Source organism: Shewanella chilikensis (assembly GCF_002836945.1).
Taxonomy (GTDB): Bacteria; Pseudomonadota; Gammaproteobacteria; order Enterobacterales; family Shewanellaceae; genus Shewanella; species Shewanella chilikensis.
In genome coordinates this window covers 34,965-55,291 of record NZ_NIJM01000027.1, presented here as the reverse complement: position 1 = coordinate 55,291, position 20,327 = coordinate 34,965, and the positions used below count along the sequence as shown (strand labels likewise).

Here is a 20,327-nt window from a genome sequence, read left to right as displayed (position 1 = left end):
TTCCAACCATCTGCATTTATGCAAGGAGGCATTTATGGGCCAAGTACTCAACCAGACCAGTCGCTTTGAAGTTGCAGAGTGTTGTCTGGCAATCCATGAACTCTTGTTGCTTAGAGACAGGGCTGGCCTGCCTGTGCATGGCTTGGACGACAGTTGTTTGCCTGCCAAGCCGCTGCTGTCCTTATGTATCAGGGAAAGCTCCGGTGGGGAAAATTTGCAGGAGGGACAACTGGTGGCGCTGGCTTTGGTGCGAAGTGGCTCAGCAGCTGGATCCTGTCGGGAGCCGGGACACTATCTGCTACAGGATTTTCTGGTGTTGCCTGAGTTTCGCCATCTTGGACTCGACAGCTTTTTGTTGGAGACAGTCATTGAGCGATTATCGCTTCTGGGCTCGCCTAAATGGCAACTGATGCTGGAAGTGCTTCCGGGGGACGAAGTCCTGGCGCAGCGCCTGGGGTTCAAGCCAGGCGGCCACAGTGTGCCGGGAAATCTTTGGCTGAGAAGCGTAGGTTGAATTGAAAGCCTGCCTCTCTGTTTGGGACCAGGCTAACGCTGCGTTGGTTGAGTTATCAAGTCGGCAGTTATTTGTGCAGTGGGTCGCCTATACTTTGCTGAATTTCCCCCAGAAAAAGGTTGGCGATTTCTCTTGCTGCCCCCAGGCCCTGTTCAGCAGATATGCGCCTTGAGGCGCTCCTGATGTCAGCGGAATATCTATAAAGGTCTGATTTAGCCTCCATTTGCATCGGCTATCATTTTGCCCTCGGGAGGATAGCTGCGATAACCATTGGCTTTACGTTGACGGTTTTCAGCAGCCCCATACTTTCATAGAAGCGGATCTGCGAGGGTGCCAGGCCGGTTTTCTGAGCCAGTTCACCAATTTTCATCTTTGTTCGTTCAAACTTGATTAATACTGCTTTCCGGATGAGCAATGCAGATTGGCAGGCTTTCCACTCAAGTTTACTTTTCCGGAGTATACTGGCAACTTTAGCCTGAAACGGAGAGAAGATGCAGCCGGAACAGCAGTTGTTGGAAGCGATTAATCAGACCATGCCTTTTGGCAAGTACGCCGGACGCAAGTTATTGGAGCTTCCCGAGCCTTATCTGGTGTGGTTTCACTCCAAGGGGTTCCCTGAGGGCAAACTTGGGCAGCAATTGGCGCTTATCTATGAGGTGAAGCTCAATGGTCTTGAGTCTATGCTGCGGCCCTTGCTGCGTCCTTGAAGCTGTCAAAAGTGTGAACCCTATTAGCGATTTATGAAATAACACATGTTTTAATGGCGTAGTATTTCCAACGACAACAGGAAGCAACAGACAATGGCAAAATTGGCAAAGATCTTGGCGACCGCGGCTTTGGCTCTGGGTATATCTTCAGCCTGGGCACAAGGTGCGGTACATGAAGGCACAGTGGTCGACACCATGAACAGTGGCGGTTATACCTATGTGCAGATTAAAGAAGCCGATAAGACCTTTTGGGCGGCAGGCCCTCAGGTAGCTGTGGCCAAGGGTGATAAGGTGCAGGTTACCGAGCAGATGTGGATGAACAACTTCACCAGCAAGACCCTCAACCGGACTTTTGATAAGCTGATGTTTGTTGGTGAAATCGATAAGAAGTGATTTCATCCACTCTCTGTTAAAGTCGCGACTCTGTTCGCGGCTTTTTTTTATTTGCGCTTAAGGGCTTTGCCTGAGCACAAATGTCGGGCAAAATGCCTGCAATTCAACTGTGTTGGTACCAATTCTCATGTTGCGGGTAGAGGTTTACTCTCATTCTCGTCACAGGCACTTGGGGGAGCAGATAGCCAATCTGTACCACAGTGCCGTTACTGCCATAGATGATGCCCGCTATAGTGCGGCTCAGCGTCTGGCTTGGTCGGCGGCGCCGCGCTCAGGGCGATACTGGCAGCTAAGGCTCAAACGGGCTCAGGCCTGGGTGATGCTCAAGGGCTGTGAGCAAAGTCCTCTATGTGTGGGCTTTGTGTTGCTGGAGACCACCTTCCGTGAGCGAGGTTACATAGCCTGCCTTTATGTGGCACCCGATAGCCAGCGTCAGGGTGTTGCATCATCCTTGATTGAAGCCGCCAAGAAGTGGGCACTTACCCAAGGCTATCATCACCTGACAACAGATGCTTCGGCGCTGTCCAAACCTGTGTTTGAACGCGCCGGGTTTCGTTTGCGTCACAAGAGCTACCAGGAAAAATCCGGTCAAATGTTCGGCAGCTACTTTATGAAGCTGATACTGCCGCCTTTGGAGCACGAAAGCTAAGCCGCCTATGATTTCACCAACGCCCATTCAAGCCGAGCACGGCTTTATTGTTCGCCAAGGTCGCCCCGAGGACAGCGCGGCCATCGCCGAGCTGTTTCATCTGGTGGTAAACGCCAGTACTGAGCATTACAGCCAGGCGCAATGCCAAGCTTGGTCGCCTGCACAGCGCAGCGAAGATGAGTGGCGGAATCGTTTGCATGGGACGGCGCTCTGGGTTGCCGACGATGGTCGCAATTTGCTCGGATTTATTAACCTAAAGCCTTTGAATGTGCCGGGTGAAGCCGAGATAGACTGCCTTTTTACTCACCCCAAGGCCCAGCGCCGGGGGATTGCCGCCGAGCTCTACCGGAAGTTATTGAGATACGCCGTCGATTCCGGGGTGCAGTGTTTGAGGGTAGAGGCTTCTTTCTATGCCAAAGCGTTTTTCGGCAAGCAGGGCTTTACAACCTTGAAGCGCAATCAGCATCAACGTCACGGGGAAGTGCTGACCAATTTCAGTATGCAGCTGCCGTTATAACCCAAGCCGCCCTGGAAAATCACCCAAGTGAAGTACCAAGGCGGCCTATGGACAAACGCCAAGAAATGCTGCTTGTTATGGCAAATCAAACACCAGGGCTACGGCACGCTTGTTGCTGGCCTTAATGGCAAACTCCTCAAGTTCGTTGATGTGAATGCCATCGCCACTTTGCAGGGTTTCACCCGCCAATTGCAGCTCACCTTCCACCACTTGAGCATAAAAGTTACGTCCCTTTGCCAGCTTGAAGCTTGTCTGCTCGGCAGCGGTCAGCTCCAGGCGGTAGACGCTGGCGTCCTGTTTGATGGACAGGGTGCCATCGCGGCCATCGGGAGTGACGACCGGGGTCAGGGCCGAACTCTGGGCAAAGGCTTTTTGCTGATAACCCGGGGTGCCACCCTGGCTGCTCGGTTGGATCCAGATCTGCAAGAAATGCAGTGGTTCAGTTGCCGAGGCATTGTACTCACTGTGATAGATCCCCGTGCCGGCAGACATAAGTTGGAACTCACCGGCCGGCAGGGTTTTCACGTGACCAAAGCTGTCTTTATGGGCTATGGTGCCGGAAATCACATAGCTGATGATCTCCATGTCCTTGTGACCGTGGGTATCAAAGCCGGCGCTTGGCGCGACTCTGTCATCATTGATGACCCTTAGGGCAGAGACCCCCATAAATCTTGGATCGTAATAGTTGCCGAATGAAAAACTGTGTTGGCTCTTGAGCCAGCCGAAGTCGGCCCGGCCGCGTTCATCGGCATGACGTACATAAATCATAATTCAGTTCTCCAGCAGTGAATGGCTTAAAGCAAGATGTGTGCTTGGCAAGAAGGGTTCCTTAATGGGTCTTGCGGGCAATCATGCTGTCGATGGACAGTTTACCGGCGCCGGAAATCGCCAGGGATACAGTGGCGGCCAGCAATGCCAGACCAAACTCGTAACCGTTGTTGGACATAAACAAACCGTTGTCCAGGTGCACTGTGACTATCGCCATCAACATGGTGAAGGCCAACACCGCGGAAGTGGGGCGAATCAACAGACCTATGATAAGCAGCAGACCACCGAAAAATTCACTGGAGCCGGCCATCAGCGCCATCAAATATCCGGGAGTCAGGCCGATAGAGGCCATCCATTGTCCTGTGCCCTCCAGGCCGTAACCGCCGAACCAGCCAAAGAGCTTCTGGGCGCCGTGAGCCATAAAAGTGATACCTATAGGCAGGCGCAGCGCCAGAGGAGCGAAACCGGCATCGGTGCGGAGCAGTTTAATAATCAGGTCTTTCATAATGGTGTCCTCAATGAATTTGAATAGGGTGGATAGGCTTTCCTGTCCAGTTGCTGTGCAGTTTATCCTTGACCTTTGTGGTTGAAAATCGGAACATTTTGATATTGAATTTCAAAAAAATTGAACATAGGTTTTATCATGCACTCTGTCATTAGCCTGGATGCGCTTAAAGTATTGGATGCTATAGATAAAAAAGGTAGTTTTTCGGCAGCGGCCGAGGCGCTTTTCAAGGTGCCATCTGCCTTGACCTATCAGGTTCAAAAGCTGGAGAGCGAGCTGGGAAGCAGATTATTTGAACGTAAGGGCACTCGGGCTCAACTTACCGAAGTGGGGCGTTTGGTGTTGACCCAGGGGCGGGAGATCCTGGCGGCCACCGCCCGGCTTGAGGATGCCGTGAGGCAATTGGAAACCGGCTGGGAGGCGCAACTGACCCTGGCGCTGGATACCGTCTTGCCACAGGCGCCGCTGCTTTCATTAATTAAGGAATTCACCGAGCTGGGAAAACAGCTCACCGTCAGCGTGACCCATGAGGCCCTTGGCGGCGGCTGGGATGCGCTTTATTCCAACCGCGCCGATATCGCCATCGGCGTCACGGGTGAATTGCCAAGAGGTCAGTACGAACTGCAAAAGCTCGGCGAGCTGGAGTTTGTGTTTGTTGTGGCGCCTGAGCATCCCTTGGCACAATTTGACACTGAGATAGCCTCTGAAGCCTTGTTGCAATTTCCATCCATCATAGTGGCCGATACCTCGCGCTCCTTGAGTCAGCGCTCCAGCGGGGTGTTTGACAGTCGCCAGCTTATCCGGGTGTCGTCGATGGAAGCCAAGATCACCGCACAGAAGATGGGAATAGGGGTGGGCTTTTTGCCGCTGCATTTGATCCGGGAGGCCTTGGCCAAAGGTGAGTTGGTGCAGCGCGAAGTGGCCTTGCCCAGGCCTTCACTGCCCATCTATATGGCCTGGCGAAAAGGGGAGATGGGAAAGGCGCTTGGCTGGTTTACCGAGCGCCTGCAAGGCAGTGACTTTGGTTTATAGAGCAGTTTATAAAAGCGGTTTATAAAATGGCTTATAACCTGGATTTAGGATCATAGCTTATGATCTTGAATGGTTGCTTTGTCAGTGTAAGGGCAAGGGACAAGCGTTCTGAATGTGCCGGCTTATTCGCCGGCCGCTTCGGCCCTATGGCTGGTATAGTGCACATGGGGCAATAGCAATTCATCCAGTTTGGGGGCCTTTTTCAGGAAGTTGATGAAGGCGCCTGGCAATGTCAGCGACGGCATCGACTCCTGCCAGCGGGCTTGCAGCAGAGGCTCATAGCCCTCTTTCCCGGCCGTAGTGTAGCAGGTGGATACCCCAACATAGTGCTGCTCTGGCGCCAGCGCTTGCCACAGGCCATTGGCCCGCAACAGCTCCAGCCGTAATAGTCTTTCTCCCTGCTCTTTGCGGCCATCATAGAAATATCTCAGCCCATAGGTATAGGGGAAACTGCCGGCGCCGGTGCCACGCACGCCGTTGTCGGTCGCGGCGTTAATGGCCGACTCCAGCGCCTGGTAGAGGTGTTCCCCGGCGATTTCATATTTAACCAGTGGCAATTCAAACGGCAACAGACGTCCGAGCACATCGGCTTTGGTCAGTTGTCCCTGGGGCACGGATTGACGCACGCCACCGGCGTTATGCAGCGCAAAGTCCACTCTTTGGTCTTTGGCTCTGGACTCGAGAAACATACTCCGGCTGACCCAGGGCGCAATTTCACTGCCGTGGGGCAGGGTGCGGCTTGGCAGGCGGGTATGCACCAGGGCCTTGGGTACCAGAGCCAGCACCTGATTTTCCATGCTGCTGATCGCCGGGCGGAACTCGGTGGCTATCACTTGCTCCATGGCTTCATCGGTATCATCCCAGTGGATCCCTGGGTGTTGTTCCAATATCGCCTTGGCGGCTTGATAGTCGGCTTCGGTGGCAGCCTGTGGGCCGCTCAGCAGAAACTGACGGTCCAGCATAAAGAGGTTACTGCCTTCGAGCCGGGTCACCCGGCCTGCATCATCGAAATGAATGTCGGCGAGCCCCAGGGTTTCGGCATGTTTGCCGGCATGGAGGATAGGCACGCCGTTGACGCTTTCACCATAGGGCAGGCATGGCAGGCCAAAACCGCGGAAATCACCCATCAGGGTATGGGTGTGGCCGCCGACTATCAGGCTGATCCCGGGGATGGTTTCGGCCAGTAACCTGTCTTGCTCCAACCCTAAGTGACTCAGCACTATGATATGCACTATGCCCTTGGCCCTGAGGGCTTCAACAGTCTTCCTGGTAGTGGCAAAGGCATCGGCAAACTCGGTATCGGGATCCGGCCTGGCGATGGCTTTCATTTGATCCAGAGTAATACCGACTATGGCCAGTTGCTTGTCGTGGAAAGGCTTTATCAGGCTGCGGCCGATACCCGAGGCGGTATCCAGATCATAGAGGTTGTCCAGCCCTCGAAGACGCCCGGGCTTATCTTCAGCTTCGCCGCTGAGATCCATATTGGCCGCCAGCACAGGGAAGCCAACCTCTTTGATAAAACCGGCCAGCAGAGCGTTGCCATCGTCAATATCATGGTTGCCTATGACCATGGCATCGGGTGCCAACATCTTCAGCAGTTTGGCGTTGGCCCGGCCTTTGAACTGGCTGTAATACAAGGTGCCCTGGAAACAATCGCCGCCGTGGAGCAGGATAAAAGGCTGGTTTTGTGCTTGGGCAGCGTCTCTTGCGGCCTTGACCTGAGCCGAGATCCGCGCGTAGCCACCACTGTGGCTGTGAAGATCAAACTCGCGTCCCTGAGAGTCAATCTTGAACTGAACCCGGCTGGGATCCAAGTGTGAGTGGGTATCGTTGAGATGGGCAAGTCTTAAAACATAATCTGTGTGCATATCATCCTCATTCTGCGAGCGGGGATTGTACACCTCCAGAGGCGGATGAAAAAGGGGAAGCCTAAGCTCCCCCTAAATGATGACTGTACTGATGGCTGGGTTGTTAGCCTGTCACACTATCTCCCACTAGGATGACACTTATATTAAAGCGCTGAATTAATAATCTGAAATCAGAGCCCTTGGGATTCGCTGACCGGCTCTCTGTCATCCGAGAGGCGGATCCCCTTGTCTTTCATGCGGCGTTTCCAAAGTCGCCTTGCCAGTTGCTGCATGTCGGTGGCAGGGTCATTGATATCGACAATCTCCAGCCCCAGCAAGGATTCGATGATGTCCTCCAGTGTCACCAGGCCCTGACCGCTGCCGTATTCGTCCACCACCATGGCTATCTGAGCGTTGCGTTTGATCATCAGCTCAAACAGCGGCAGGATGCGGGCGGTTTCCGGCACTATCACCAAATTGCGCTTGAGGTTCCCAAGGGGTGCATCGGGATTATCCCGCTCACTCAGCAGCACATCGGTACGGTTCACATAGCCTATGATGTCGTCGTGATCCTTGTCGAAAATAGGCACCCGGGTGAAAGGCTTATTGATATGCTGGCTGACAAATTCATGTTGAGTCAGTGCGGCCGGCAGAGTGAACATCACGGTTCTTGGAGTCATGATGGCGGTAACCGGCATCTCCTTGACGCTCAACATCTGAGTCAGAATTTTGCTTTCCTGCTCATCCAGTTCACCGGATTCATGACCTATCTTGGCCATGGCGCTCATTTCCTGACGGATATATTGGCCAGAGTCACCTTTGCCGAGCAAACGGGTAACCTTATTGGACATCCAGATAAGCGGTAGGGTGATGCGTTCCATCCACACCAGCGCCACAGACACACTGGGGGCCATGGCTCGCCAGTAGTTGGCACCTATGGTTTTGGGGATAATTTCGGAAAAGAACAGAATGAGGAAGGTCAGTACCCCGGAGAATACCCCCAACATCTCATCGCCAAACACTTTGGCAGCTTGAGCACCAGCCACGGCCGCACCTACGGTATGGGCTATGGTGTTGAGTGTCAAAATAGCGACCAGGGGAGATTCGACATTGTCTTTCTGTTTTTGAAGACGTTCGGCAGCATCCGGGTTGGACTGGCGCAGCGACGCAATATAGCTGGGAGTCACCGAAAGCAGCACGGCTTCAAACACACTACAGAGAAAAGAGACGCCGATGGCGACCAATACAATAACGATAAGCGTTAGCATAAGGGGGGAATTATCACTCCGATGCAAAGGCCAACATTAGCCCGGCGCTATTCTATCATAGAGCTTGTGAGCTGAAGCTTAATTTTATGCATGGTAGAGGTAAAGTCGGGTATAAGGGGAACCGCTGAATTACTGGCTATAGTGGCGGCCTATCTGTATAATTCGCCGCCCTGCTGCAGGTTTTGGTGTTGAGGAAAGTCAAATGAGTGAAAAAAAGATCAATCTTTTGGATCTTGATCGTAAGGCAATGCGTGAGCTTTTCGTCGAGTTGGGCGATAAGCCGTTTCGTGCCGAACAGCTGATGAAGTGGTTGTATCACTTCGGGATCAGTGACTTTGACCAGATGACCAACATCAACAAGCACCTGCGGGCCAAGTTGAAAGAGCGCTGTGAAGTGGTGGCGCCGGAGATCTCCAGCTATCAGAAGTCGGCCGATGGCACCATCAAGTTTGCCATTAATGTTGGCGAAGGTCAGGAAGTGGAAACCGTCTATATTCCGGAAGACGATAGGGCGACTCTGTGTATCTCATCTCAGGTGGGATGTGCGCTGGAGTGTACTTTCTGTTCCACGGCGCAACAGGGCTTTAACCGTAACCTGACAGTGTCTGAAATTGTCGGCCAAATCTGGCGGGTATCCCATTTCCTCGGCTTCCAGAAGGAAACCGGTGAGCGCCCGGTCACCAATGTGGTGATGATGGGCATGGGTGAGCCCTTGCTGAACCTGGCCAACGTGATCCCGGCGATGGATATTATGCTGGATGACTTTGGTTTTGCCCTGTCTAAACGGCGGGTAACGGTTTCCACATCCGGTGTAGTACCGGCGCTGGATAAGCTGGGCGACGCCCTCGATGTGGCGCTGGCGGTCAGTATTCATGCCCCCAATGACGAGCTGCGTAACGAGCTGGTGCCTATCAACAAGAAGTATCCGCTTAACGAATTTTTGGCCGCTATTCGCCGTTATATCGCAAAGTCCAACGCCAACCGCGGTCGGGTCACACTGGAATATGTGATGCTGGATCATATCAACGACAGCACAGAGCAAGCCCATGAGTTGGCCAAACTGATGAAGGATACCCCTTGCAAGGTCAACCTCATCCCATTCAATCCTTATCCGGGTTCTCCTTACGGGCGTTCTTCCAACTCCCGTATCGACAGGTTTGCCAAAGTGCTGATGGAATACGGTCTGACAGTAATAGTGCGTAAGACCCGCGGCGATGATATCGATGCTGCCTGTGGCCAGTTGGCCGGTGATATACGTGACAGAACCAAGCGTCTGGCGAAAAAACGCATGCAAGCCAATCAAATTTCGGTCACAATGGATTAACTCTTTGTTTGTCCAGATTTATAGGTTTGCCAATGAAGCACGGATTGCCAGGTTTAACGCTTGCGTTACTGCTAGGGGCCATGTTGCCCGGATGTGTGACCGAGCGAACTTATGCCGGCACGGACATTCCGGTCTCGCAACGCCAGTTTGATAAAATTGCCGCCGCCAAGGAACGGACGCAGTTAGGTCTGACCTATCTGCAAAAGGGTAACTCCCAACAAGCCAAATATAATCTAGACAGAGCCATGGAATACGCCCCTCACCTTGAGGATGTGCATATTGCCATGGCTTATTATTATCAAACCGTGGGTGAAGTGGTGAAGGCTGAGCAAGCTTATGAAGCCGCCATAGACACCCGCAATGCCAGCGGCGACTCGATGAATAACTTTGGGGTATTTCTCTGTCAGCAGCAGAAATATGCCAAGGCAGAGAAGATGTTCCTGAAGGCAATCGACAACCCCAGATATACCCGCACTGCCTCCAGCTATGAAAATCTGGGTATTTGCAGTCGGGATGCCGGGGAAAGAGAAAAAGCGCGACACTATTTTGAGATGGCGCTAAAGTATGAGCCCAGAAGACAGGTCTCATTACTGGAACTGACAGAATTGGAGCTTGACGCCCAAAACTACGCCGCGGCCAGAATGCAATTGGAACGCCTCCACCGAGTCGTTCCTGAAACCGCGGAAAGCTTGGCGTTGGGCATTCGCATTGAGCAAGGGTTAAATGATGACGCGGCCGCCAAGCGATATGGAATATTGTTGCAGGCCAAATTTCCGGCGTCTCCCCAGGCTAAACAATACCGGGCAAGTATGCACTGATGACAGAGTTGAATAACCAAGTCAACAAGGATGAAGACGAGAGCCAAAAGGTTCCCGGGCAAGAGGATACGCTCGGGTCATTACTGAAAAGCGCACGCGAACAAAAAGGTATCACTATAGAAGATGCGGCTACCAGGCTGCACTTGCGCCCCTGCATAGTGGCCGATATTGAAGCAGACTGTTTCAGCAATATCGATTCCTCCACCTATGTTCGTGGCTACGTGAAGAATTACGCCCGCATATTAGGCGTGGATAAAGAAACTATCAACGCTTGTCTGGCGCGGCAGGTCCCCAAGGTGACCGAGCCGGCAATGCAGAGCTTTTCGCGCAAGACCAGTCGTCAGGCTACCGACAGCCGCTTGATGCTGGTGACTTACCTTATCGGTTTTCTGTTGCTGGCCCTGCTGGTGGTGTGGTGGCTGCAAAAACCTTCTGTGGTTTCCGATGTCGATTTCTCCAAACCGACGGCAGAAGAGGTACAGCAGGCCAGAGAGTTTGAATCGCGTCAGGCACAAATGGAAGAAACCGAACTTCCGTCAGAAACTTCAACCGAAACACCAGCCGCTGAAGTAGATAAGAGTCTTGTTGAGGATAACAATACTGATGAAGCCAGCTCTGGTGTTGTTAACGAAGATGTTGATATGACCGAGCAACCGTTGCCAACAGAGGCAACGCAGGCTTCTGTCGGTATCGAGCTTGACGGTGACTGCTGGATTAAACTTACAGATGCTAACGGCAAGACCTTGATTGATGGCCTGAGATCGTCAGGGCAAAGCATTAATGTACAGGGCAAGGCGCCTTTTAAACTGGTCTTGGGCGCACCGCAGACAGTAAGTCTGACATTTAACGGCCAGGCCGTGAGCCTTGCCGATTTCCCCAGTGGCCGGGTAGCCAGACTGACCCTGCCACAGGCATAATAGCATCAAGCAGGATAATTGAAGTGGCGCATCCATGGCGCCGAGTCAACAGAGCAGAATACGATGTACAGTGAAAATCCCATAAAACGCCGTCCTTCCACCCGTATTTATGTCGGCAATGTACCCATAGGTGATGGCGCTCCTATCGCCGTGCAGTCGATGACCAATACCCGCACCACAGATATAGAAGCCACAGTAGCGCAAATTCGGGCGCTGGAAACCGTGGGCGCCGATATCGTACGGGTGTCTGTGCCTACCATGGATGCTGCCGAGGCGTTCAAGCTTATCAAGCAGCAGATCAAGGTGCCGCTGGTGGCCGATATCCATTTCGACTACCGCATTGCCCTTAAAGTAGCGGAATACGGCGCCGACTGTCTGCGTATTAACCCAGGCAACATAGGCAATGAAGAGCGTATCCGCGCCGTGGTTGAGTCTGCCAGAGACAAGAATATCCCAATCCGTATCGGGGTAAACGGCGGCAGTCTTGAAAAAGACTTGATGGACAAATACAAAGAGCCCACCCCGGAAGCCTTGCTGGAATCGGCAATGCGCCATGTGGATATTCTCGACAGGCTCAACTTCGACCAGTTCAAGGTCTCGGTGAAGGCATCGGACGTGTTCCTGGCAGTGGAGTCCTACCGTTTACTGGCGAAACAGATTAAACAGCCGCTGCACCTTGGGATCACCGAAGCCGGTGGTGCCCGTGCCGGCGCCGTTAAATCGGCGGTGGGCCTGGGTATGCTGCTGGCCGAAGGCATAGGCGATACCTTGAGAGTATCGCTGGCAGCCGATCCTGTAGAGGAGATCAAAGTCGGTTTCGATATCCTCAAGTCGCTGCGTATTCGCTCCCGCGGAATTAACTTTATCGCCTGTCCATCTTGTTCAAGACAAGAGTTTGACGTGATAGGCACGGTCAATGCACTGGAGCAACGCCTGGAAGATGTGACCACAGCCATGGATGTCTCCATCATAGGTTGTGTGGTCAACGGCCCCGGTGAAGCCCTGGTGTCTCATATTGGCCTTACCGGTGGTAACCGCAAGAGTGGTTATTATGACGAAGGCGAGCGTCAGAAAGAGCGCTTCGACAACGACAATCTGGTCGATGCCCTCGAAGCCAAAATTCGCGCCAAGGCGCAAATGATGGAAAACCGTATTTCAGTCAAAGAAGCCGAATGATCCTGATGACACGAATGTGAACTGGCCAGCGCTGGCCAGTTTTACGTTTGCCGGTGAAGCGCCTATAATGGCTGGCATTTTTGAATTTTTAGCCCCAGAGCAAAACGAGTCGAGATAGTGGCAAAACAGATCCAAGCGATTCGCGGAATGAATGACATTCTGCCAACCCAAAGCCCCGTATGGCAAAAAGTTGAGGCGGTACTGCGCGCCTCGGTTGCCTCTTTCGGTTACAGTGAAATCCGCACACCTATCGTTGAGAACACAGACCTGTTCAAGCGTTCGATAGGGGAAGTGACAGATATTGTCGAGAAGGAGATGTATACCTTCGCCGATCGCAACGGTGATAGCCTCACCTTGCGTCCGGAAGGCACCGCCTCGACAGTTCGTGCCGGTAACGAACATGGCCTGTTGTACAACCAGGAGCAGCGTCTGTGGTATATGGGCCCCATGTTCCGCCACGAGCGGCCACAGAAAGGGCGCTATCGTCAGTTCCATCAGTTTGGAGTTGAAGTTTATGGCATCAAGAGCGCCGATATTGACGCCGAAGTGCTGATGTTGTCTGCCTCTTTGTGGCAGAAGCTTGGATTGACCGAACACGTTTCGCTCGAGCTGAACACTCTGGGTGACAGCGACGAGCGCGCCGCCTATCGTGAGGCGCTGGTGGTCTTCCTCGAACAGCATAAAGACAAGCTGGACGAAGATAGCCAGCGGCGCATGTACAGTAACCCACTGCGAGTGCTGGACTCGAAAGATCAGCAGGTTCAGGCTTTGCTGGCCGATGCCCCGGCGCTGATGGATTATCTGGGTGAAGACTCAAAGGCACATTTTGCCCGCTTGTGTGAACTCCTGGAGGCCGTTGGCATCCAATACGGGGTTAACCCACGCCTGGTACGCGGATTGGATTATTACAACCGCACAGTATTTGAGTGGGTCACCGACAGCCTGGGCGCTCAGGGCACAGTACTGGCCGGTGGTCGTTACGATGGTCTGGTGAGCCAGCTTGGCGGTAAAGAAACGCCGGCAGTGGGCTTTGCCATGGGACTGGAGCGGATTGTTCTGCTGCTGGAAACTCTGGAGCTGAACGCTGATGTTGCTGCCGAAGTGGATGTCTACGTGACCGCCATGGGCGATGACTGCGTAATCGAGGCGATGAAAATTGCCCAGGAACTGCGCGAGAAGCTGCCCAAACTCAAGGTGATGAGTCACTGCGGTGGTGGCAACTTCAAGAAACAGATGAAAAGAGCTGATAAGAGCGGCGCGGGTTTTGCGCTGATTATCGGTGAGACCGAACTGGCCAATAATAAGGTGGCGGTGAAACCGCTGCGGGGTGATGGGGCTCAGCAGGATGTTGAACGCCAGGCCCTGGCCGACTATTTGGCAGAACTGATTAAATAATTTAGAGGGGAAGTGCGGGTGGAAATCTACAGCACAGAAGAACAACAAGTTGAGGCGATCAAGCAGTTCTGGAAAGACTATGGTGTTTCGATAGTCGCAGGTGCCGTAATTGGCCTGGGTGGCCTCTATGGCTGGAACTATTATTCCGATGTCAAAGTGGAACGTGCCGAAGCCGCCTCTCAGGCTTTTAACCAGGCCTTGATGCAAGGCGGTGATGAAGCCACAGTGATGGCTGCCGCTGCCGAATTTGACAAGCAGCACGCTCAGGCCGGTTATTCGGCGTTGATGCAATTGATTGTTGCCAAGAGCGCGGTAGAGGCCGGCGATCTGCCAAAAGCTGAAGCTGCCCTCAAAACCGTGATTGCCGCCAAGCCGGGTGATGCCCTGACAGCGGTTGCCACGCTGCGTTTGGCACGAGTTCAGGCTGAACAGGGCCAGGTTGCTACCGCTTTGACCACGCTGGAGCAGGTCAAAGATAGTGCCTTTGCTACCCAAAGAGATGAATTCAAAGGTGATCTGCTACTGCGTCAAGGGGAAACCGATAAGGCGAGACTCGCTTACCAGGAAGCCGTTAAAAATGGCGGCGTGACAACCAGTCCGGCGCTGCAGATGAAACTCGATAACCTGAATCAGGCATAAGGAAGGCCAATGAAGTCGTGGTGTAAAACTCTTTTGGCCTGTGGCATGGCCATAGGCGCACTGACAGGTTGCGCTTCCAGCGATGTGGAAGAAGAACCTGTAAGCCCGCTGCTGGAGCTCAACGCCAGCGTATTCCCAGAGGTCAGTTGGAGTGCTTCGGTTGGCAGTGGCGTTGGTGATTATTACTCCCGTCTGCGTCCCGCAGTGCGCTACGGCAAAATCTTTGTTGCCGATCGTTACGGTGAAGTAACTGCCTTTGACGAGACCAGCGGCGAGAAGGTCTGGAGCACAGACTTCAGTGAGGCATTCCGTGATGGTGCCCTGAAAAAGAATAAGGGTGCCCGCTTGGCATCCGGCGTAACAGCGGCCCGTAACAAGGTGTTTGTCGGCGGAGAGAGTGGCCTGTTGGCGGCGCTTGATGCCGAAACTGGTGAAGTGCTTTGGCACGCCGTAGCTGAAGGCGAGCTGTTGTCCTTGCCCGCAGTGGCCGAAGACATGGTGGTGGTTAACAGTAGCTCAGGCTCGCTGGATGCCTTTAATGTCGACACAGGTGAAAAACTTTGGAGCTATGAAGCTTCCTTGCCAAACTTGACTCTGCGCGGCAGCAGTTCTCCGGCGTATGCCCAGGGTGGTTTCTTTGTTGGTACGGCCGATGGCAAGGTCGCAGTTATTATCAAGAACAACGGCCAACCCGCTTGGGAGCAACCAATTTACACCCCCAAAGGCGGCAACGAGTTCAGCCGTATGGCCGATGTCGATATGACGCCGCTGTTGCTGGGTGACAACCTGTACGCCGTTAGCTACAACGGTAATTTGGTCAGCATGGAAATGCGCAGCGGCCGTATTGTCTGGTCGCGCAAGTACTCCAGTTTCCACGAGCTGGACACTGCGGGCTTGAGTCTGTATTTGGTGGACGATCACAGCCGTGTATACTCAGTGGACAGACGTAACGGTCTGGAGCTTTGGAGTAACTCGGATCTGACCAACCGGGATCTGACCGCTCCGGCAGTATTCCAGGACTATGTGGTTGTGGGTGACTTTGAAGGTTATCTGCACTTTATCGATCGCAGCAACGGCCAAATTGTGGGCCGGGTGCAGATCGACAGCTCGGGCTTGTTCAGTCAACCTCTGGTGGTTGACGACAAAATCTATCTGCAAACCCGGGATGGCAAAATTGCCACAGTAACTCTGCCCTGATCCCAGGCTTTGATACTGCCAAGCCCCTGGGAGTGTGTTCCGGGGGCTTTTTATTGAGAAGTTTTAAAGAGGCAAAAAGATGATTCCTGTAGTGGCCCTGGTAGGGCGACCCAATGTCGGTAAGTCGACCCTGTTCAATCGTCTGACCCGCACCCGTGATGCACTGGTGGCGGATTATCCAGGCTTGACGCGGGATCGTAAATACGGTCGTGCCTATCTGTCAGGTTACGAATTCATCCTGGTGGATACCGGCGGTATTGACGGCACCGAAGAAGGCATAGAAACCAAGATGGCCGAGCAATCGCTGGCGGCTATCGAAGAGGCTGATGTAGTGCTGTTTTTGACCGATGCCCGCGCCGGTTTGACCGCGGCCGATCAGGCCATAGCCCAACATCTTCGCAGTCGGCAAAAGACCACCTTCGTGGTGGCCAACAAGATTGACGGTATCGATGCCGATTCCGCCTGCGCCGAATTCTGGGCCCTGGGCCTGGGTGAGGTGTATCAGATGGCGGCGGCTCACGGCCGCGGCGTTACCAATATGATTGAGTATGCGCTGGCTCCTTTTGCCGAGGCGATGGGGATTAATCCTGATGCGCCCGAGGAAGAGAAGGTTGACGAGCGTCAATACACAGAAGAGGAAGCCGAAGCCGAACAGGCCAGACTGCAGGACTTGCCTATCAAGCTGGCAATTATCGGCAAGCCCAATGTGGGCAAGTCGACCCTGACCAACCGCATCCTCGGTGAAGAGCGGGTAGTGGTTTATGATGAGCCGGGCACCACCCGCGACTCCGTCTATATTCCAATGCAGCGTGAAGGCCGCGAGTACGTCATCATAGACACTGCCGGGGTGCGTCGCCGCGCCAAGGTGCATGAAGTCGTTGAAAAGTTCTCAGTGATTAAAACCCTGAAAGCGGTTGAAGACGCCAACGTGGTGCTCTTGGTTATTGATGCCCGTGAAGGCATCGCCGAGCAGGACCTTGGTTTGCTGGGCTTTGCCCTCAACGCCGGCAGGGCGCTGGTGATTGCAGTCAACAAGTGGGACGGCATAGACAACGACGTCAAGGAAAGGGTCAAGAGTGAGCTGGACCGTCGTCTGGGCTTTATCGACTTTGCCCGCATCCACTTTATCTCGGCGCTGCATGGCACAGGCGTGGGTCATCTGTATGAGTCCATCGAAGAAGCTTACGACAGTGCTACCAGACGGGTATCCACTTCGCTGCTGACCAAGATCATGCAGATGGCGCAGGACGACCATCAGCCGCCTCTGGTCAATGGTCGCCGGGTCAAACTCAAGTATGCCCATGCTGGTGGTTACAACCCGCCAATCGTGGTAGTACACGGCAACCAGGTATCCAAGCTGCCGGACTCCTATAAGCGCTATATGATGAACTACTACCGCCGCTCGCTGAAGGTTGTGGGTACGCCCATCCAGCTGCGCTTCCAGGAAGGGGCCAACCCCTTTGAAGGCAAGGGGGAGAAACTGACCCTGAGCCAGGAAAGACGCCGCAAGCGGATGATGGCGCACATCAAGAACAAGAAAGCCTGATAGGGTTTTCGCAAAACAAAGCCGGGTTTAACCCGGCTTTGTTGTTTCTGATGACCAATATTGCACTTTAATTCAGTGAGTTGTGTTTAATAAAGGGCCTGTGAACTGGAATAACATTTGCTAACGATTCACGGGTATTTTTAACTTGGGCTCCTTCTCCAGCGAAGAGCCTTTATCTGATTGATGCTATTCCTCAATAATGGCTTCTATTCTTGAAAGCAGCGCGCCCTGTTTCAATTGGGTGCGCATCTGCTCGCCGACCACGGCGTCCTCGCTGTTTTCCAGGACTTTACCGGCTTCGTTCTTGCTTATGCTGTAACCTCTGGACAGGGTCGACAGCGGGCTGACACTTTCCAGCGAATGGGCGCTGGCACCCAGGCGCGCCTTGGCCTCTTTCAGTTTATCGGCCATGGCGTCCTGCAACTGTTGACCGAGATAATTCAATCTGCTGCCTTCCAGGCTCAGTTTGTGGGTCGGGCTCTGGGCTTCGAGGCGGCTCTTGAGCTGCAGCTGTCTGTGTTCCAGCCGGTGCAGGCGATTGTTGATGGCGGCCGTCATTCTCAGTTGCTGCTCATCAAACTGCTGTACCAGCTGTTCCAGCCGCCGCTTGGGATCCTGGCGCTGCAACTTGTGATCCAGCAGCGACAGCTGTTGGCGCTTGGCCAAGTGCCAGTGTTGCCAGCCCTGGCGCAGCCTGGCCATGGTAGTGGTCAGCTTTTGCCGTTTATTATCGACATCCTGGGATACCAGTTCGGCGGCGGCCGATGGGGTAGGGGCACGCAGATCGGCGACATAATCACTGATACAGGTATCTACCTCATGACCCACAGCTGAAATTACCGGCAGGGCACTGTTGTAGATGGCGTGGGCCAGATTTTCATCGTTGAAACACCACATATCTTCCAGGCTGCCACCGCCGCGGGTCAGCAGTAACAGATCCACCTCCAGCCTCTGGTTGGCCAAGGTGAGCGCCTCAATAAGCTGGTTGGCGGCGGTACTGCCCTGAACCTGGGAAGGATAGATCACCACTTCGATGGAAGGATCGCGGCGTTTCAGCACATGCAGTACATCGCGAATGGCGGCGCCTGTGGGGGAGGTGATCACCCCGATGCGCTGGATGTTGGCCGGTAGTGGCCGCTTGGTATCGGCGGCAAACAGGCCTTCGGCCGCGAGTTTCAGCTTCAGCGCTTCATACTGCTGCGCCAGTAAGCCATCACCGGCAGGCAGCATGGTTTCGATAAGCAGTTGATAATCGCCCCTAGGCTCATACACACTCAGGGCTGCACGCACCAGCACTTGCTGGCCGTTGACCGGGCGGAAGGTCACGTTCTGATTGCGACCACGGAACATGGCGCAGCGAATTTGCGAATGATTGTCCTTGAGAGTCAGATACCAATGGCCCGAGCTTGGGCTGGCAAAGTTGGAAATTTCACCATTGAGCCAAATTCTGCCGAGGTTTCCCTCCAACAAGGCACGTACTTCGGCATTGAGGCGGGAGACGGTATATACCTGTTTTTTGAGCTCTGGCATGGAATTTGCGTTCAAATTGGAATTTTTCTCTATTTTCCCATTTACCACCCCGGGGTTGCAAGGTATAATGCCGCCGCAATATTTCACCTTCAATCTAACCCCCGGGGAGATGTTGCAATGCTACGATTAATTAAAGAAGCGCTTACCTTTGACGATGTGCTGCTGGTTCCGGCCCACTCGACCGTTCTCCCTAATACCGCCAATCTCAAGACCCGTCTGACCGACAAAATCGAACTGAATATCCCCCTGGTGTCCGCTGCAATGGACACAGTGACCGAAGCCCGTTTGGCAATCGCCATGGCGCAGGAAGGTGGCTTGGGCTTTATTCATAAGAATATGAGTATTGAACAGCAGGCCGAAGAAGTTCGTAAAGTGAAGATCTATGAAGCAGGTGTGGTTCAACAGCCTGTGACAGTAACACCTTCCACGACACTGGCCGAGCTTAAGGTATTAACCGAAAAGAACGGATTTGCCGGCTATCCGGTAATCAATGACGCCAACGAATTGGTGGGAATTATCACCGGCCGTGACGTGCGCTTCGTGACCGATACCAACCGCCTGGTTTCTGAAATCATGACCCCGAAAGAGCGTCTGGTGACTGTACCTGAAGGCACCAAGTTGGATGAAGTACAAAAGCTGATGCACTCCAACCGCATTGAAAAAGTGCTGGTTGTGAATGATGAATTCCAGCTCAAGGGCCTGATCACAGTTAAAGACTTCGAGAAAGCCGAGCGTAAGCCCAATGCCTGTAAAGATGAGCTGGGTCGTCTGCGTGTTGGTGCCGCTGTTGGTGCCGGTGCCGGTAACGAAGAACGTGTTGATGCGCTGGTCAAAGCCGGTGTCGATGTACTCTTGATTGACTCTTCCCACGGCCATTCTGAAGGGGTTCTGCAGCGTATTCGCGATACCCGTGCCAAGTATCCGGATCTGCAAATCGTTGGCGGCAACGTGGCGACCGCCGAAGGCGCCCTGGCGCTGGTAGAAGCCGGTGTGAATGCGGTTAAAGTCGGTATTGGCCCTGGCTCCATCTGTACTACCCGTATCGTTACCGGCGTGGGTGTACCGCAAATCACTGCGGTTTCCGATGCTGCTGCTGCCGTTAAGCATCTGGGTATCCCTGTGATTGCCGATGGCGGTATCCGTTTCTCAGGCGATCTGGCCAAGGCGCTGGCCGCTGGTGCATCTTGCATCATGGCAGGTTCCATGTTTGCCGGTACCGATGAATCTCCAGGTGAAACTGAACTCTACAAGGGCCGTGCCTATAAGTCTTACCGCGGTATGGGGTCACTGGGCGCCATGTCTCAGGGCTCTTCCGATCGCTACTTCCAGAGCGACAACGCTGCCGACAAACTGGTACCTGAAGGTATCGAAGGCCGTGTTCCTTACAAAGGCAAAATCAAAGAGATTATCCATCAGTACATGGGCGGTCTGCGCTCCTGTATGGGCCTGACAGGCTGCGCCACCATTCAGGAATTGGGTGAAAAGGCCCAGTTCGTTAAGGTGACTTCAGCCGGTATGGGCGAATCCCACGTTCACGATGTGACTATCTCCAAAGAAGCGCCGAACTACCGTTCAGGTGTTTAAT

The 20,327-nt window shown here is 53.6% G+C and carries 21 protein-coding genes; 15 read left to right on the top strand and 6 right to left on the bottom strand.

Annotated elements, in window-relative coordinates; translation table 11 throughout:
• Positions 1-34: 34 nt before the first annotated feature.
• Entirely contained in the window at positions 35-514 is a 480-nt protein-coding gene (locus CX651_RS11885) for an N-acetyltransferase (protein ID WP_101056219.1), read from the top strand.
• Between the two features lie 235 nt (positions 515-749).
• On the opposite strand, the gene CX651_RS11880 is transcribed toward CX651_RS11885, so the two are convergent.
• Positions 750-884, bottom strand: coding sequence for a MerR family DNA-binding transcriptional regulator (locus CX651_RS11880; protein WP_229839789.1), 135 nt, complete (start codon positions 882-884; stop codon positions 750-752).
• 121 nt (positions 885-1,005) lie between these two features.
• Here CX651_RS11880 and CX651_RS11875 point away from each other — a divergent pair, with 121 nt between their 5' ends.
• The 4 genes from CX651_RS11875 to CX651_RS11860 all read left to right on the top strand — a co-directional run bounded on the left by CX651_RS11875 (position 1,006) and on the right by CX651_RS11860 (position 2,780).
• On the top strand, positions 1,006-1,221 hold the full coding sequence (locus tag CX651_RS11875) for a DUF3820 family protein (RefSeq protein ID WP_028779188.1): 216 nt from the start codon (positions 1,006-1,008) through the stop codon (positions 1,219-1,221).
• Between the two features lie 93 nt (positions 1,222-1,314).
• On the top strand, positions 1,315-1,614 hold the full coding sequence (locus CX651_RS11870; protein ID WP_039035081.1) for a hypothetical protein: 300 nt from the start codon (positions 1,315-1,317) through the stop codon (positions 1,612-1,614).
• A 109-nt stretch (positions 1,615-1,723) separates the two neighbouring features.
• Complete coding sequence (locus CX651_RS11865) at positions 1,724-2,263, top strand: GNAT family N-acetyltransferase (RefSeq protein WP_224866739.1); 540 nt, start codon at positions 1,724-1,726, stop codon at positions 2,261-2,263.
• 7 nt (positions 2,264-2,270) lie between these two features.
• Positions 2,271-2,780, top strand: a complete 510-nt coding sequence (locus tag CX651_RS11860; RefSeq protein ID WP_101056217.1) for a GNAT family N-acetyltransferase — start codon at positions 2,271-2,273, stop codon at positions 2,778-2,780.
• Positions 2,781-2,855: 75 nt separating this feature from the next.
• Here the strand turns inward: CX651_RS11860 and CX651_RS11855 are convergent, their stop codons facing one another.
• Together CX651_RS11855 and CX651_RS11850 are read right to left on the bottom strand one after the other, a co-directional pair.
• The gene (locus tag CX651_RS11855) at positions 2,856-3,548 is read right to left on the bottom strand and encodes a pirin family protein (protein WP_101056216.1); all 693 of its coding nucleotides are present in this window, start codon (positions 3,546-3,548) and stop codon (positions 2,856-2,858) included.
• A gap of 61 nt (positions 3,549-3,609) precedes the next feature.
• Positions 3,610-4,053, bottom strand: a complete 444-nt coding sequence (locus CX651_RS11850; RefSeq protein ID WP_025009758.1) for a DoxX family protein — start codon at positions 4,051-4,053, stop codon at positions 3,610-3,612.
• A gap of 138 nt (positions 4,054-4,191) precedes the next feature.
• Between CX651_RS11850 and CX651_RS11845 the strand changes: the two genes are divergently transcribed.
• Complete coding sequence (locus CX651_RS11845; RefSeq protein WP_101056215.1) at positions 4,192-5,085, top strand: LysR family transcriptional regulator; 894 nt, start codon at positions 4,192-4,194, stop codon at positions 5,083-5,085.
• Positions 5,086-5,207: 122 nt separating this feature from the next.
• On the opposite strand, the gene CX651_RS11840 is transcribed toward CX651_RS11845, so the two are convergent.
• Both CX651_RS11840 and CX651_RS11835 read right to left on the bottom strand, forming a co-directional pair.
• Positions 5,208-6,953 carry a bifunctional metallophosphatase/5'-nucleotidase gene (locus tag CX651_RS11840; RefSeq protein WP_101056214.1) on the bottom strand — a complete coding sequence of 582 codons (1,746 nt, stop codon included), beginning with the start codon at positions 6,951-6,953 and terminating at the stop codon, positions 5,208-5,210.
• Between the two features lie 170 nt (positions 6,954-7,123).
• Positions 7,124-8,200 (bottom strand): CNNM domain-containing protein, encoded by a 1,077-nt coding sequence (locus CX651_RS11835; protein ID WP_101056213.1) that lies wholly within the window; start codon positions 8,198-8,200, stop codon positions 7,124-7,126.
• Positions 8,201-8,402: 202 nt separating this feature from the next.
• On the opposite strand from CX651_RS11835, the gene CX651_RS11830 reads away from it, so the two are divergent.
• From CX651_RS11830 to der, 8 genes are all read left to right on the top strand, one after another.
• On the top strand, positions 8,403-9,524 hold the full coding sequence (locus tag CX651_RS11830) for a bifunctional tRNA (adenosine(37)-C2)-methyltransferase TrmG/ribosomal RNA large subunit methyltransferase RlmN (RefSeq protein WP_039035076.1): 1,122 nt from the start codon (positions 8,403-8,405) through the stop codon (positions 9,522-9,524).
• A gap of 32 nt (positions 9,525-9,556) precedes the next feature.
• Positions 9,557-10,342, top strand: a complete 786-nt coding sequence (gene pilW, locus CX651_RS11825) for a type IV pilus biogenesis/stability protein PilW (protein ID WP_101056212.1) — start codon at positions 9,557-9,559, stop codon at positions 10,340-10,342.
• Positions 10,342-11,259: a RodZ domain-containing protein gene (locus tag CX651_RS11820; protein WP_101056211.1), complete on the top strand. Its 918-nt coding sequence runs from the start codon at positions 10,342-10,344 to the stop codon at positions 11,257-11,259. Before pilW ends, CX651_RS11820 begins: the two co-directional genes overlap by 1 nt.
• Before the next feature lie 63 nt (positions 11,260-11,322).
• Positions 11,323-12,435: a flavodoxin-dependent (E)-4-hydroxy-3-methylbut-2-enyl-diphosphate synthase gene (gene ispG, locus CX651_RS11815; protein WP_101056210.1), complete on the top strand. Its 1,113-nt coding sequence runs from the start codon at positions 11,323-11,325 to the stop codon at positions 12,433-12,435.
• A 117-nt stretch (positions 12,436-12,552) separates the two neighbouring features.
• Positions 12,553-13,830 (top strand): histidine--tRNA ligase, encoded by a 1,278-nt coding sequence (gene hisS / locus CX651_RS11810; protein ID WP_101056209.1) that lies wholly within the window; start codon positions 12,553-12,555, stop codon positions 13,828-13,830.
• Positions 13,831-13,848: 18 nt separating this feature from the next.
• On the top strand, positions 13,849-14,469 hold the full coding sequence (locus tag CX651_RS11805) for a YfgM family protein (protein WP_101056208.1): 621 nt from the start codon (positions 13,849-13,851) through the stop codon (positions 14,467-14,469).
• A 9-nt stretch (positions 14,470-14,478) separates the two neighbouring features.
• A complete protein-coding gene (gene bamB / locus CX651_RS11800; protein WP_101056207.1) occupies positions 14,479-15,666 on the top strand; it encodes an outer membrane protein assembly factor BamB in 1,188 nt (395 codons plus the stop codon).
• 79 nt (positions 15,667-15,745) lie between these two features.
• Positions 15,746-17,212 (top strand): ribosome biogenesis GTPase Der, encoded by a 1,467-nt coding sequence (gene der / locus CX651_RS11795; RefSeq protein ID WP_101056206.1) that lies wholly within the window; start codon positions 15,746-15,748, stop codon positions 17,210-17,212.
• A gap of 186 nt (positions 17,213-17,398) precedes the next feature.
• On the opposite strand, the gene xseA is transcribed toward der, so the two are convergent.
• Complete coding sequence (xseA, locus tag CX651_RS11790; protein ID WP_101056205.1) at positions 17,399-18,742, bottom strand: exodeoxyribonuclease VII large subunit; 1,344 nt, start codon at positions 18,740-18,742, stop codon at positions 17,399-17,401.
• Positions 18,743-18,859: 117 nt separating this feature from the next.
• On the opposite strand from xseA, the gene guaB reads away from it, so the two are divergent.
• Complete coding sequence (gene guaB / locus CX651_RS11785) at positions 18,860-20,326, top strand: IMP dehydrogenase (RefSeq protein ID WP_101056204.1); 1,467 nt, start codon at positions 18,860-18,862, stop codon at positions 20,324-20,326.
• The last annotated feature ends 1 nt before the right edge of the window (position 20,327 follow it).

Coding starts and splice junctions, on each gene's coding strand:
- CX651_RS11885 (WP_101056219.1), top strand. CDS start 35: ATGGGCCAAGTACTCAACCAGACCAGTCGCTTTGAAGTTGCAGAGTGT.
- CX651_RS11880 (WP_229839789.1), bottom strand. CDS start 884: ATGAAAATTGGTGAACTGGCTCAGAAAACCGGCCTGGCACCCTCGCAG.
- CX651_RS11875 (WP_028779188.1), top strand. CDS start 1,006: ATGCAGCCGGAACAGCAGTTGTTGGAAGCGATTAATCAGACCATGCCT.
- CX651_RS11870 (WP_039035081.1), top strand. CDS start 1,315: ATGGCAAAATTGGCAAAGATCTTGGCGACCGCGGCTTTGGCTCTGGGT.
- CX651_RS11860 (WP_101056217.1), top strand. CDS start 2,271: ATGATTTCACCAACGCCCATTCAAGCCGAGCACGGCTTTATTGTTCGC.
- CX651_RS11855 (WP_101056216.1), bottom strand. CDS start 3,548: ATGATTTATGTACGTCATGCCGATGAACGCGGCCGGGCCGACTTCGGC.
- CX651_RS11850 (WP_025009758.1), bottom strand. CDS start 4,053: ATGAAAGACCTGATTATTAAACTGCTCCGCACCGATGCCGGTTTCGCT.
- CX651_RS11845 (WP_101056215.1), top strand. CDS start 4,192: ATGCACTCTGTCATTAGCCTGGATGCGCTTAAAGTATTGGATGCTATA.
- CX651_RS11840 (WP_101056214.1), bottom strand. CDS start 6,953: ATGCACACAGATTATGTTTTAAGACTTGCCCATCTCAACGATACCCAC.
- CX651_RS11835 (WP_101056213.1), bottom strand. CDS start 8,200: ATGCTAACGCTTATCGTTATTGTATTGGTCGCCATCGGCGTCTCTTTT.
- CX651_RS11830 (WP_039035076.1), top strand. CDS start 8,403: ATGAGTGAAAAAAAGATCAATCTTTTGGATCTTGATCGTAAGGCAATG.
- pilW (WP_101056212.1), top strand. CDS start 9,557: ATGAAGCACGGATTGCCAGGTTTAACGCTTGCGTTACTGCTAGGGGCC.
- CX651_RS11820 (WP_101056211.1), top strand. CDS start 10,342: ATGACAGAGTTGAATAACCAAGTCAACAAGGATGAAGACGAGAGCCAA.
- ispG (WP_101056210.1), top strand. CDS start 11,323: ATGTACAGTGAAAATCCCATAAAACGCCGTCCTTCCACCCGTATTTAT.
- bamB (WP_101056207.1), top strand. CDS start 14,479: ATGAAGTCGTGGTGTAAAACTCTTTTGGCCTGTGGCATGGCCATAGGC.
- der (WP_101056206.1), top strand. CDS start 15,746: ATGATTCCTGTAGTGGCCCTGGTAGGGCGACCCAATGTCGGTAAGTCG.
- xseA (WP_101056205.1), bottom strand. CDS start 18,742: ATGCCAGAGCTCAAAAAACAGGTATATACCGTCTCCCGCCTCAATGCC.
- guaB (WP_101056204.1), top strand. CDS start 18,860: ATGCTACGATTAATTAAAGAAGCGCTTACCTTTGACGATGTGCTGCTG.